The organism is uncultured Serinicoccus sp. (genome assembly GCF_947487915.1).
Classification (GTDB): domain Bacteria; phylum Actinomycetota; class Actinomycetes; order Actinomycetales; family Dermatophilaceae; genus Ornithinicoccus.
This window is the reverse complement of the sequence record NZ_CANKYH010000006.1, coordinates 233,728-246,093: the sequence shown is the minus strand read 5'-3', so window position 1 is coordinate 246,093 and position 12,366 is coordinate 233,728. Positions and strand designations below refer to the sequence as shown.

9 protein-coding genes and 1 tRNA gene are annotated in these 12,366 nt (G+C 73.3%); 3 read left to right on the top strand and 7 right to left on the bottom strand.

What is annotated here, in order from left to right:
• Window position 1 precedes the first annotated feature (1 nt).
• Both Q0795_RS09725 and Q0795_RS09720 read right to left on the bottom strand, forming a co-directional pair.
• Window positions 2-75: transfer RNA gene (locus Q0795_RS09725), tRNA-Leu, on the bottom strand.
• Between the two features lie 11 nt (window positions 76-86).
• Complete coding sequence (locus Q0795_RS09720) at window positions 87-2,573, bottom strand: M14 family zinc carboxypeptidase (protein WP_298889214.1); 2,487 nt, start codon at window positions 2,571-2,573, stop codon at window positions 87-89.
• A gap of 161 nt (window positions 2,574-2,734) precedes the next feature.
• Between Q0795_RS09720 and Q0795_RS09715 the strand changes: the two genes are divergently transcribed.
• On the top strand, window positions 2,735-3,631 hold the full coding sequence (locus tag Q0795_RS09715) for a Bax inhibitor-1/YccA family protein (RefSeq protein WP_298889212.1): 897 nt from the start codon (window positions 2,735-2,737) through the stop codon (window positions 3,629-3,631).
• A gap of 14 nt (window positions 3,632-3,645) precedes the next feature.
• Window positions 3,646-3,978 carry a hypothetical protein gene (locus Q0795_RS09710; protein ID WP_298889210.1) on the top strand — a complete coding sequence of 111 codons (333 nt, stop codon included), beginning with the start codon at window positions 3,646-3,648 and terminating at the stop codon, window positions 3,976-3,978.
• A 21-nt stretch (window positions 3,979-3,999) separates the two neighbouring features.
• Here Q0795_RS09710 and Q0795_RS09705 read toward each other — a convergent pair whose 3' ends face one another.
• From Q0795_RS09705 to Q0795_RS09685, 5 genes are all read right to left on the bottom strand, one after another.
• A complete protein-coding gene (locus Q0795_RS09705; protein WP_298889209.1) occupies window positions 4,000-4,959 on the bottom strand; it encodes a DUF808 domain-containing protein in 960 nt (319 codons plus the stop codon).
• Between the two features lie 209 nt (window positions 4,960-5,168).
• Complete coding sequence (locus Q0795_RS09700; RefSeq protein WP_298889207.1) at window positions 5,169-6,392, bottom strand: acetyl-CoA C-acetyltransferase; 1,224 nt, start codon at window positions 6,390-6,392, stop codon at window positions 5,169-5,171.
• Between the two features lie 163 nt (window positions 6,393-6,555).
• Window positions 6,556-7,527: an NAD(P)-dependent oxidoreductase gene (locus Q0795_RS09695; RefSeq protein ID WP_298889205.1), complete on the bottom strand. Its 972-nt coding sequence runs from the start codon at window positions 7,525-7,527 to the stop codon at window positions 6,556-6,558.
• Window positions 7,527-10,250: an alpha/beta fold hydrolase gene (locus Q0795_RS09690; RefSeq protein WP_298889203.1), complete on the bottom strand. Its 2,724-nt coding sequence runs from the start codon at window positions 10,248-10,250 to the stop codon at window positions 7,527-7,529. Before Q0795_RS09690 ends, Q0795_RS09695 begins: the two co-directional genes overlap by 1 nt.
• A 16-nt stretch (window positions 10,251-10,266) precedes the next feature.
• Window positions 10,267-11,289, bottom strand: coding sequence for a 3-oxoacyl-ACP synthase III (locus Q0795_RS09685; RefSeq protein WP_298889202.1), 1,023 nt, complete (start codon window positions 11,287-11,289; stop codon window positions 10,267-10,269).
• 152 nt (window positions 11,290-11,441) lie between these two features.
• On the opposite strand from Q0795_RS09685, the gene Q0795_RS09680 reads away from it, so the two are divergent.
• Window positions 11,442-12,338 carry a hypothetical protein gene (locus tag Q0795_RS09680; RefSeq protein WP_298889201.1) on the top strand — a complete coding sequence of 299 codons (897 nt, stop codon included), beginning with the start codon at window positions 11,442-11,444 and terminating at the stop codon, window positions 12,336-12,338.
• Window positions 12,339-12,366 lie beyond the last annotated feature (28 nt).

Genomic DNA, 12,366 nt, shown 5'->3' with positions numbered 1-12,366 from the left:
GTGCCCCCGGCGGGACTCGAACCCGCACTGAACCCATTTTAAGTGGGCTGCCTCTGCCGATTGGGCTACGGGGGCAGGGCCGGGGCCTACCCGGCGTCCGACCCCACCCAGAGCAGCGCCCGGGCCACGAGGGCGAACTGCCCCTTCGGGTGGGCCCGGAAGAGCGGCTCGGTGCCGAAGAGCACCCCGCGCGAGCCGTCCGCCTCGGTGCTGACGACGACCGCCTGCCCGGCGGCGTCCTCCGGGCCGCCCTCGCCCGCCGACGTGGCCCGCCAGTGCCCGCTGACCAGGGGCTCCTCGCCGAGGCGCTGGTCGACGCGGACGTCGTCGCCGAGGTCGGTGAACCACACGGGGGAGTAGACGAAGGTCTCCGGGGTGGCCGCCGCCGCGACCGGGCTGTCCGCGTCGTTGTCGACGCCGACGACCCCGTTGGCGTCGCTGCGGCCGCGCACGGCGGTGGCCTCCACGAGCTGCACGGCGTCGTTGAGGCGGGCACCGGCCACGCCCCGTCCCACGATGCCGCCACCGTCGGCGAGGAAGTCCTGCACCTCGACGCGCGCGTCGTCGGACAGGTCGGCCCAGTCGAGACCGGTGGAGACGTAGAGCGCGTCCAGGTCGGACAGGTCGAGCCCGTCGTTGAGTGCGGCGCTGCTGACCTCGCGGACGGTCAGGCCCATCTCGGTGAGGGCCCAGCGCTCCTCGGCGCTCCCGGAGACCCCGACGACGCGGTCGGAGGACTCCAGCAGGCCCCCGGACGCCCCGGCGGGAGCGGCGCCGAGCTCGACGCCGAAGGTCTCGACGGCGTTGCTCGCCGCCCAGGGGTAGTCGGCCGGGACCAGCAGCGACCCGTCGGCCAGCAGCTCGACCGGCACGCCTTGCTCCAGCAGCAGGCTGGCGGCCTGCACGTCCGCCGGGTCCTGCATCGGCAGCAGCCACCCCGCTGAGCTGTCGGCGAGCGACCCGGTGGGGTCGGCCCCCTCGACCAGCTCACCGTCGATGCGCAGCGGGTCGCCGTCGGGCACGGTGTCGACGTCGGCACCCCACAGCAGGGCGTGGCTCCAGCCGGAGATGTCGTACATCGCGTCGACCCGGTCCGAGATGTCGGTGCCGCGGCCGAGGATGGTGTTGGCCATGCCGCGCTTGGCCTGGTGCAGGTCCACGACGTAGCTGCCGGCGGGGTAGGACCGTCCGGCGAGGAGCCGCTCCTGCTCGAGCCGGGTCACCTCGACGTCGTTGGCGACGAGGAAGTCCACGAGCCGGGCCGCGGCGGGGGCGGAGCGCTGCCCCTCACCCACCGGGATGACGTAGGCCCGTGGGTAGGAGGTGGTGTAGACGTCCTCGGGCCCGATCACGCCGTCGAAGAGACCCTCCTCGACCGGCGTCTGCGGCTCCCCAGCCTCGCCGCGCCGGAAGATCTCGATGTGGTCGGCGAGGAGCTCCTCGCGGTGCGCCGCGGCATACTCCAGCGTCCCGGAGATCGCCGCGTGGGCGATGTCGGTGTTGATCGCGGAGCGGCGTCGCAGCTCCTCGGCCGGCAGGTCGTAGGACGCGTTGTTGACCCGCAGCGGGATCTCGATGGTGTGCGCGACGGCGCCGTGCAGCGCGGCGTACTGCGGGGTGAAGATCGGCGGCCAGTCGTCCCAGCCCTCGTCCCAGTCGCGCAGCGGCACCTGGACCGGACGCACGCCGTCGCTCTCGTCGTAGCCGAGCCCGTTGATGGCCTCCTCCATGCCCAGCCCGTTGGGGTAGGCGTGCTTGATGAAGAGGTCGTACTCGTAGTTCTCCCCGTGCGGCGGCGTGGTGGGCTCGACGAGGGTGCCGTTGACGTAGCCGTGCAGGTCCAGCATGAGCAGCGGCTGGGTGTGGAGCAGGGCGTCGCGGACGGCGACGGTCTCGGGCTGGGTCGCGGTGACGAAGTCGCGGTTGAGGTCGAAACCGGCCGTGTTGCGACGGGTGTTGTCGTGCCGTCCGTCCGGGTTCATCGAGATGACGAGGTGGATGCGGGAGCGTTTGAGCAGCTGCTTGACCGCGGCGTCGTTGCTGGTCGCGTAGTCCTCCACGAGCCTCAGCGCGGCGTCGGTGCCCTCGAACTCGTTGCCGTGGATGTTGGCGTTGACGAAGATCGGCGTCTTGTACTGCTGCGCCAGCCGCCGGTCCTGCGCGGCCGCCGCCGGGTCCTCGGTGATGAGGTCGCGGTAGGCCGCCTGGCGCCGGGCCTGGTTGGCGTTCTCCTTGGCGGTCAGGGTGACGAGGTAGACCTGCCGACCCCCCGGGGTGTCGGTGAGGACCTCCGCGGAGACCCGGTCCGAGCGCCCCATCGCGGCGTTGAGTCGTCGCGCGATGTCGTGGTATGCCGTCAGCCCCGGCTTGAGAGCGGCGTCCGCCTCGTCCACCGGGGGCTCGGGCAGCGGCTCCTGACGCGGGTAGGCCGCGTCGCTGACCTGGTGGGCGGCCAGCGGGGTGGCGGCGACCTGCGCGGGGGGCGCGGCCGGTGCCGGTGCGGCGATGAGGCCGGCGCTGAGGGCCAGGGTCAGGGCGCCGGTGAGAGCGGCCGGGCCGGTGCGGTGTGGCATGCGTCTCCTCGTCGTGGGGCGCAGGTCAGGATAGCCCGCCCCATCGACCCGCACCAGGCTCGCCCTGTCGACCGGAATCCCCCGGTGGCCTCGCACGTTTATCCTGGTGACACCAGACACCGGGGTCGCACGGCCCTGGTGCCGACCAACTTGGAGGATCCATGGCCGTCAACCCGGTCTTCAACCGCATCGACAAGGAGGCCGCCCAGGGCGGGTATGCCGGTTTCGGCAGCCAGCAGCAGGGCGGATACGCCCAGCAGGGCTACGCCCCGCCCCAGGGTCAGCCCACGTTCCCCGCCGGCTACCAGCCCGGCCCCAGCGAGAGCATGTCCGACCAGCAGCTGCGCGACCTCTACGACCAGCCGCCCGCCGGCCCGGCGCAGACCGGCCGGCTCACGCTGGACGACGTCGTCGTCAAGTCGCTCATGCTCTTCGGCATCGTGGTCGCGGTCGCCGCGGCGACGTGGATCTTCGTCGGGCCCCGGCCCGAGGTGGCGATGCCGATCTGGCTGCTCGGCATGTTCGGCTCGCTCGGCCTGAGCTTCGCCATCGCCTTCAGCAAGAAGGTCAACGTCGGCCTCATCGTGACCCACGCGCTCCTGCAGGGTCTCTTCCTCGGTGCGGTCAGCGTCACCTTCAACGCGCTCTATGAGGGCGTGGTGACGACCGCCGTCGTGGCGACCATGGCGACCTTCGTCGGCATGTTCATCGGCTGGAAGGCCGGCTTCATCAAGGTGACGAGCAAGTCGCGGCGCATCTTCGGCATGGTCGCGATGGGCTACATGGTCTTCCTGCTCGTCAACCTCGGCGCCTCCTTCCTGGGCTTCGGCGACGGCTGGGGCATCTATGGCGGCCCGCTCGGCATCCTCGTCTCGCTGCTCGGTGTGGGGCTCGCCTCCTACAGCCTCGCCGTCGACTTCGACTCGATCGACCGCGCGGTGAGCGGTGGTGCCCCGGAGAAGTACTCCTGGCTGCTCGGCCACGGCCTCGTCGCGAGCCTCGTGTGGCTCTACATCGAGTTCCTGCGGCTCTTCGCGATCCTGCAGAGCAGCGACTGAGCACCCTGCACGACATGAGCGGCACGCGGCCCGCCGGCAGCTCGTCTGCCGGCGGGCCGTCCGCTGTCCGGACGGTCGACACCGAGGTCGATCGCCTCGGCCGGCGCTGGCAGCAGCTGCCGCTGGACCGGGCGCTCACGGCATACCCCGGGGTGCGGGGGGTCGTGCAGGAGCTCGCGGACGCGGTGGCCGACCGGACGGGGCAGCGGCGGGCGACGGTGCCCGACCTCGGCCCGGGGGTGGTCGTGGACCAGCTGCGGGTCATGGTCTACGACTGGCGTCAGGCGGACCTGCCCGAGGCCGACCTCGCCGGAAGGCTCACCATCCTGCGCCGCGGCCTGCCCTGAGGGGTCGTCCCGACCGAGCGCTCAGTGGGCCTCGGCGTGGTCGTCGTGCTTCTTGCCGATGGGCAGCAGGGCGACGACGCCGACGATGGCCAGGCCCACGACGAGCCCGAGGATGGCCGAGAAGAACGTGTTGGTGAGCCACGCCAGGGCGCCCTGGACGGCGGGGACGAGCCCGCCGACGACCTCCTCGGCGTGGTGCACGAACTCGTAGATCGGGTGGAAGCCGAGCTCGTCGATGCCGACGAGCAGGATGTGCCCGCCCACCCAGAGCATGGCGACGACGCCGACGATGGACAGGGTCTTCAGCACGATGGGCATCGCCTTGACCAGGCCACGCCCGAACCTCTGCGAGCCCTCGGACTCGCGCTGCGCGAGGCTCAGCCCGATGTCGTCCATCTTGACGATGAGAGCGACCGAGCCGTAGATCAGCGCGGTGATGGCGAGGGCCACGACGAGGAGGATGATGGCCCGGTTGAGCACCGGCTCGTCGGTCACCTCGTTGAGCGCGATGACCATGATCTCCGCCGAGAGGATGAAGTCGGTCCGGATCGCCCCGCTGGTGACCTTCTTCTCCGCCTCCGGGCCCTGCTCGACCGCGGGCTCGTCGTGGGCGGAGTCGTGCCCCACGCCGAGCCACTCCAGCACCTTGTGGGCGCCCTCGTAGGACAGGTAGCAGCCGCCCAGCATGAGGATCGGGGTGAGCAGCCACGGCACGAAGATGCTCAGCAGCAGCACCGCGGGGACGATGAAGAGCAGCTTGTTGCGGATCGACCCGATGGCGATGGTCTTGATCATCGGCAGCTCGCGGCTCGGGTCCACCCCGGTCACGTAGCGCGGGGTCACGGCGGCGTCGTCGACGATGACGCCGGCGGCCTTGGCCCCCGCGCGGCCCGCGGCCGCGCCGATGTCGTCGACGGACGCGGCGGCGATGCGGGCGATTGCCGCGATGTCGTCGAGCAGGGCAGCCAGACCAGCAGCCATGGGGTTCACCTCGGGTGGGTGGGACGGACAGATCGGCGTCAGGCTACCGGTCGATCGCGAGACGTGCGGGCCCGCGATGCCCAGCCAGCCCTCGGCATACCTCCGCCTGAGCAGAGAAAGGTGCTCGACTCGGGGGGTGCAGCCGCTGCCTGGGGTGCCTTTCTCTGCTCAGGCCGCGACGAGGGCCCGAGGAGGGGGCGTCCAGGCCGTCAGGAGAGCCGCTCGACGACCATCGCCATGCCCTGGCCCCCGCCGACGCACATGGTCTCCAGGCCGAACTGGCCGTCCCGGGTCTGCAGGGCGTTGATGAGGGTGGTGGAGATGCGGGCACCGGTCGAGCCGAAGGGGTGGCCGAGGGCGATCGCGCCGCCGTGGACGTTGAGCCGGTCCTCGTCCATGCCGAGGGCGTCGGCCGAGCCCAGCACCTGGACCGCGAAGGCCTCGTTGATCTCGTAGAGGTCCATGTCGGAGATGCTCATGCCCGCGCGCGCCAGCGCCTGCCGGGAGGCCTCGACCGGGCCGAGCCCCATGATCTCGGGGGAGAGAGCCGACACCCCGGTGGAGACCACGCGGGCCAGGGGGATCAGCCCGAGCTCGGCGGCGCGGGTGTCGCTCATGACGACCAGCGCCGCTGCCCCGTCGTTGAGCGGGCAGCAGTTGCCCGCGGTGACGGTGCCGCCCTCGCGGAAGACGGGCTGCAGCTGGCTGACCTTCTCCAGGGTCACCCCGGGGCGCGGCCCGTCGTCGGTGCTGACGACGGTGCCGTCGGCCAGGGTGACCGGGGCGATCTCGCGGGCGAAGACGCCGTCCACGATGGCCTGCTCGGCGCGGTTCTGGCTGCGGACCCCCCACTCGTCCTGCCGCTCCCGGGAGATCCCCAGGGAGGTGGCGACGTTCTCGGCGGTCTGGCCCATGGCGATGTAGGCGTCCGGCAGCCGGCCGTCCTCGCGCGGGTCGGTCCAGGTCTCGTTGGACGCGGCCATCGCCTCGGTGCGCGCGACCGCGTCGGCGAACACCGGGTTGCGCCAGGACTCCTTGCCGCCCCCCGCGCCGGAGAAGTCGGCATACCGCGACACGCACTCGACTCCGGCGCTGATGAAGACGTCGCCCTCACCCGCCTTGATGGCGTGCATCGCCTGGCGGGTGGTCTGCACCGAGCTGGCGCAGAAGCGGTTCACCGTGGCGCCGGGCACCGTGTCGAGCCCGAGCAGCACGCTCACCACCCGGGCCATGTTGAAGCCGTGCTCCCCCCAGGGCTCGGCGCACCCGAGGTAGAGGTCGTCCACCGTCGTCGGGTCGAGCCCGGGCACCTGCTCCAGGGCCGCGCGGATCACCCCCACGGCCAGGTCGTCCGGCCGCACGGTGGTCAGCGACCCCTTGAACGCGCGGCCGATGGGGGTGCGGGCGGCGGCGACGATGACGGCCTCGGCCATGGTGTCCTCCTTGACGTGAGCGGTATGCCGTGAGTCTAGGTGAGCGCTGCGGCGCCGCCGGGGGAGAGGTCGGGGCCGTGCCGCTCGCGGAGCTGCGCGAGTGCACCGGTTGTGCCGTGAGAACTGCCGCTGAGGCGACATGACCGCTGCAGTCGCGCGCAGCTCAGAGGCGGGTGAGGCCCTCGTCGATGGTCACGGCCGGCCGCCAGTCGAGGACCTCGCGGGTATGCCGCTGGTCGAACCAGTGCGCGGTCGACAGCTGCTCGGCGAGGAAGCGGGTCATCGGCGGCTGGGTGATGGTCGGCACGCCGGGGACCCGCTCGGACAGCGCCGTCGCCCCTTCGACAGCGGCGCCGAGCCCCCAGGCGAGGGGGACGGGCAGGTGCAGGCGCGGGGCGGGGGCTCCCACCGCCCGGCAGATGTCGCCGACCAGCTCGCCGATGGGCCGCGGCTCGCCGTTGGTCACCACGAGGGCCTGGCCGTGGGCGACCTCGATGCGCTCCAGGGCGGCGACCAGCGCGGTGGCGGCGTTGTCGACGTAGGTGGTGTCCACCAGCGCCGTGCCGGCGCCGACCAGCGCGAGCCGCCCCTGGCGCGCGCGCTCGGCGATGCGCCCGACGAGCTGGGTGTCGCCGGGTCCCCACACGAGGTGCGGGCGGACCGCCGTGGTCCTGAGCTCCGCGGAGTCGGCCTCCAGCGCGAACAGCTCGGCGGCGGCCTTGGTGCGGGCGTAGTGACCGCGCGCCCGCATCGGCGTGGCCGGCCCGGCCCCGGCCCCGGCGAGGGATCGGCCGGTGTGGGCCACCGAGGGCGAGCTCACCTGCACCAGCCGACCGCCGCCCTGGGCCCGCAGGGCCTCGATCACGCGGCGGGTGCCGCGCACGTTGATGTCCACGAAGTCGCGCCAAGGACCGACGACGTCGACCTTCGCGGCCAGGTGCACCACGGCGTCCTGGCCGGTCACCGCCCGGCGCACGGCGTCGGCGTCACGGATGTCCCCGAGCAGCTCGCGGTGTCGCCCACCAGCCGGTCGGCGCTGCATGACCGTCACGTCCCAGCCGTGTTCGGCCAGCAGGTCGGCCACGGCGCCGCCCAGCATGCCGCTCGCCCCGGTGACGAGCACCCGGCCCGCCATCAGCGGCTCCTCGTGCGGGGCGCCCCGCCGCGGCGCCGCTGTCGGGAGCCGTGCAGGACGGCCTCGGCCCAGTGCGCCAGCGCGGTGCGGTCCACCTTGCTCGCATGTCGGACGTCCACCGGCAGCCAGTCCCGGACGAGCACGGCCGCCACCGGCACCCCGGCCGCGGCGCGCGCCCGGGCAGCCAGGTCCGGTCCCGCCAGGGCGTGAGCCCCTCGGGGGGCACCGGTGGTGCGTGCCAGGGCACCGGCCCTCCGGGTGGGCACGAGCACGAGGACGACGAGCTGGGTCCCGACCGGACCGACCCCCACCACCGCCACGTCGGTGATCCCCTCCAGCCCCCGCACCCGGTCCTCGACGGGGTAGGGGGTCACCGGCCCGTCGGCGGTCGGGACGACGTGCGCCAGCCGGCCCTCCACCCAGAGCCGACCCTGGTCGTCCAGCCGCCCCACGTCACCGGTCCGGTGCCAGCCCACGGGGCGGGCGCTGCGCCGCTGCGTGCCCCAGCGTCGGTCGTAGCGGTCCTTCACGTGCGGGCCCCGCACCACGATCTCCCCGACCACCCCGGGGGAGGTCTGCAGGTCCTCGGCCGGCACCCCCAGGGGGTCCAGGGCCGCGATGCCGACCTCCACGCCCGGCACCGGGTGTCCGACGCAGACCCCGGCCCCGGGCTGCTCGCCGCCGGAGCCCGATCCCTGGCCCGAGCCCTCGCCCGGGGAGGTCGGGTCGTGGGTCGCCACCGGCAGCGCCTCGGTCATGCCGTAGGGCGTCTGCGTCTGTGCCCCGGTGAGGACGGCGCGCACCTCGTGCAGCAGGGAGGCCGGCACCGGGGCGCCCGCGGAGAGCACCAGCCGCGGTCCGGCGAGCACCTCGTGCTGATGGGTGGTGAGCGAGCCGGCGGTCGCGACGACGTTGCGCAGCGCCGCGGGCGCGGCGAAGACCATGGTCGCCCCGACCGCCTCGACGGCCTGAGCGAGCCCGTCGGCGGTGAGGGTGTGCGGGGCCGTCACGTCCATGTCCGGCACGGCGCTGGTCAGGCCCAGCGCCGGGCCGTAGAGCGCGAAGGGGGCGAAGGCGGCCACGAAGCGCTCGCCGGGCCCGAAGCCGAAGGTGTCGCGCAGCAGCGCCACCTGGGCGCCGAGGCCGCGCCGGGTGTAGACCACGCCCTTGGGCGGTCCGGTGGCGCCGGAGGTGAACAGCACCGCTCCGTCGGCGTCCTCGTCCAGGCCCTCCGGAAGCGGGGCGTCGTGGCCGAGCCCCTCGGCGGCCAGGTCGGCCAGCGTCGACCCGGAGCGGTCCACCCGGATCCGCCGGCCGGGCACCCGGGTCAGCGCGGCGAGCGCCAGGGCCGGGGCGATCCCGATGACGTGCCGGGGGCCGGCTCCCCGCAGTGCCGCACCCAGCCGGCCGAGACCGAGACCGGCGTCGGCGATGACGACGACGGCGCCGAGGCGCCACACCGCATACACGACCGTGGTCAGGTCGATGCCGGGCGGGACGAGCACGGCCACCCGGTCACCCGGCCGCACGCCGCGGGCGGCGAGGCCGCGGGCGAGGGCCTCCACCCGGCCGCCCAGCTCGCCGAAGCTCACCCGCCGCGGCCGGGCACCCCCGAGCTCCACCACCGCCGTCTCGTCCGGGCGGCTGACGTCCACGGCCACCGGCACGGTCGCCACGTGGTGACGGCGCTCCACCGCCGACGCGCGGTCGCCCTGCCCCTCCGGCCCGGCCGGTTCACCCGAGACGTGCTGCTGCACCCACTCCCAGACGACCCCGACCGCCTCGGGGCTGTCCTCGAGCACGAGGTGGGAGGCGGTGGGGCAGACGTGGACGTCGGCGTGCGGGAGACGGCCCAGCAGGTCCTCCAGGTAGCGCTGGGAGAACACCGGGTCCCGGGGGCCCCAGACGAGCAGCGCGGGCACGTCCAGCCCGCGGACGCCGTCGGCGATCTGGTCGAGGGTGGCCCGGCTCGGGTGGTCGTCCTCGAAGGGGATGTCGCGGACGAAGTCCGCGACGGCGTCCCTGCGGTGCGCGCTCGCGTAGGGCGCGGCGAAGGCGTCGCGGACCCCGCGGGGCAGCGAGGGCCGGGAGAGAGCGGTGGTCGCCCGCACGAAGGCCGGCGTGGTCCGGCACACCTGCGCGAGCAGCACGGGGGCCCGGGCGAGCCGGATGACCGACGGCGCGGCGTGCTCGACCGGCTGGTGGACGGCGGTGTTGGTGAGGACCACCCCCGCCACCAGCTCGGGGTGCGCCAGCGCCCAGCCCAGGGCGACCGGGCCGCCCCAGTCGTGCGCGAGGGCGACGACGGGCCCCTCGAGCCCGAGGGCGTCGGTGAGGCCCGCGAGGTCGTCCACCCGCTGGGCCAGCGTCCGCGGTCGTCCCGGGCGCTCGGACCAGCCCATCCCGAGCTGGTCGACCGCCACCACCCGCCACCCGGGTGGCGCCTGCTCCAGCACACGGCGCCAGAGGTAGGCCCAGGTGGGGTTGCCGTGCACCGCGAGCACGGTGCCGCGCACCGGGACGCCGGCCGCCTCCAGCGCAGGGCCGTTGTCGAGCAGGTGCCAGCGACGGGTCAGCCCGCCGGCGTCGGCCGCGAGGACCACCCGGGACCATCCGCGGTCCAGGCCGGGGAAGGTGCTCGGCGGCAGTCCCACCTCCTCGTGCGCCGACCGGCGCGCAGAGTCGTGGACGGACTGGCGGGGGGTGGGGGCAGGGGTGGGCACAGCGGTGTCGCTCAGCTCACCAGTCGAGCTCGAGACAGGTCATGTTGAGCCCGGAGCCGATGCCCATCATCAGGACGCGGTCGCCGCGCTCCAGCGTCCCGGTCTCCTTCGCGAGGGTGATCGCCACCGCGGCCGGGCCGACGTTGCCGTAGGTCGGGAAGGTCAGCGGGATGCGCGACTGGTCCAGCCCCAGCGACTCCGCCGTCTTGCTCGTGTGCACCTGGGAGACCTGGTGGACGATGTAACGGTCCATGTCGCTCCAGTCGAAATCGTGCGCGGCATCCGCCCACAGCTGCTTGGCCAACCCCATACCGGCGACGAGCAGCCCCTGGGCGTCGGTCCGCATCTCGGTGAAGTCCCCGATGCACAGCTCGTGGTGCTCGGTGGCCGCCCGGGTCACGCCGCCGACCACGCGGTGACCCTCGGGATGCTCGCTGGCCCGGCCGAGCAGCATCGCGGCCGCGCCCGAGCCCAGCGTGAGGGTGGCGAACTGGCTGACGATGTCCTGCGCCGTGGCGTCCTCCCCGGAGAGCCGCTCCAGGGTGCGCTCCTGCGGGGTGCGCGAGCCCTCGCCGCACACGACGAGGGCGTAGTCGATCTGGCCGGCGTCGATCATCGTGGCAGCGAGCTGCATACCGTTGACGAAGCCGAGGCAGGCGTTGGTGAGGTCGAAGTTCAGGCAGGCCGTCGGGAGCCCGAGCGCCTGGTGGATCGACACCGCGATCGAGGGCTCGAGGTGCTCCCGGCTGACCGAGGTGTTGATGAGCAGCCCGACCCGACCGGCGTCGACCCCCGCCTCGGCGAGCGCGTCCTGGGCGGCCTGCACGGCGCCGTCGACGAAGGTCTGATCCTCGCGCCACCACCGTCGTTCGGAGATGCCGGCGAGCTTGGCCAGCATGCCCGGGCGCAGCCCGTTGCGGGTGTAGGAGTCACCGATCACCTCGTCGAACTCGGCCGAGGTCTTGACGACCGGGGCGTCGACAGCGGTGACGGACAGCACGGCGGTGTCGCGGTGCCGGAAGGTGGCGTTGCCGGTCACGTGGTGGTTCCTGCGTTCTGCTGGAGGGAAGGTGTCAGACGTCCCATTCGACCACAGCACCGCAGGCTGGGCAGAACCGACAGGTGCGTTGTGCCACGATGGTTCCACCACGGCGGCCGTCGGGCCGGCACCCCAGGGAAGGGCATGGACACATGAGCACCACGAGGATGCGCCTCGGCGCGGTCGTCAGCGCAGGGATCCTGGGCCTCGGGCTCACCGGGTGCAGCGGGGGCTCCGAGGAGGGCGCGGACCCGACCGAGGCCGCGACCGAGCAGGGCGAGAGCACGCCGGCCGACGAGGAGGGGACCGAGGGCGACGCCGCCGAGGAGACCACGGAGGCGTCCGAGGAGGAGGACTCCGGTGGCGAGGCCGCCGAGGGCGAGGAGATCCCGGTCGAGGAGTTCCTGGCGATGCTGCAGGAGCCGGGCGAGGAGACCCTGTCGAGCTACACGCTCACCATGGACATGCAGGCGGACGGTCAGAGCATCCAGGCGGACGGCGCGGTGGACCTCAGCGGTGACGAGGCCGCCATGCAGATGATGATGACGATGCCGGAGATGGGGGAGCTGGAGATGATCACCACCGACGGCCAGCTCTACCTCGCCATGCCCGGGGTCACCCCGGAGGGGATGTACATGCAGGCCGGCGAGGACGTCCTCGGCCAGGCCGCGGCGATGGAGGACATCGACGTCTCCACCCAGTGGGAGGCGTGGGAGGAAGGTGCCGAGCAGGTCGTCTTCCTGGGAGACGAGGATGTCGACGGCACCGAGATGGGCCACTACCAGGTCACCGTCGACCCGCAGGCGATCGCCGAGGCCGGTGGCGAGGACGCGGCGGCGATGACCCAGGCCGTGGGCGACGAGCCGGTGACCTACGACGTCTGGCTGGACGACGACAACCTCATGCGGCAGCTGAGCTTCGAGCTCGAGGGGATGACCGCGGAGATGATGATGGACAACTGGGGCGAGCCGCAGGAGATCGAGGCTCCCCCCGCCGACCAGGTCATGGACATGGGCGACCTCGGCACCACGCCCGGCAGCGACGGCTGACCCCACCCCGCTCCGCACGACGGGCCGC

Coding starts and splice junctions, on each gene's coding strand:
- Q0795_RS09720 (WP_298889214.1), bottom strand. CDS start 2,573: ATGCCACACCGCACCGGCCCGGCCGCTCTCACCGGCGCCCTGACCCTG.
- Q0795_RS09715 (WP_298889212.1), top strand. CDS start 2,735: ATGGCCGTCAACCCGGTCTTCAACCGCATCGACAAGGAGGCCGCCCAG.
- Q0795_RS09710 (WP_298889210.1), top strand. CDS start 3,646: ATGAGCGGCACGCGGCCCGCCGGCAGCTCGTCTGCCGGCGGGCCGTCC.
- Q0795_RS09705 (WP_298889209.1), bottom strand. CDS start 4,959: ATGGCTGCTGGTCTGGCTGCCCTGCTCGACGACATCGCGGCAATCGCC.
- Q0795_RS09700 (WP_298889207.1), bottom strand. CDS start 6,392: ATGGCCGAGGCCGTCATCGTCGCCGCCGCCCGCACCCCCATCGGCCGC.
- Q0795_RS09695 (WP_298889205.1), bottom strand. CDS start 7,527: ATGGCGGGCCGGGTGCTCGTCACCGGGGCGAGCGGCATGCTGGGCGGC.
- Q0795_RS09680 (WP_298889201.1), top strand. CDS start 11,442: ATGAGCACCACGAGGATGCGCCTCGGCGCGGTCGTCAGCGCAGGGATC.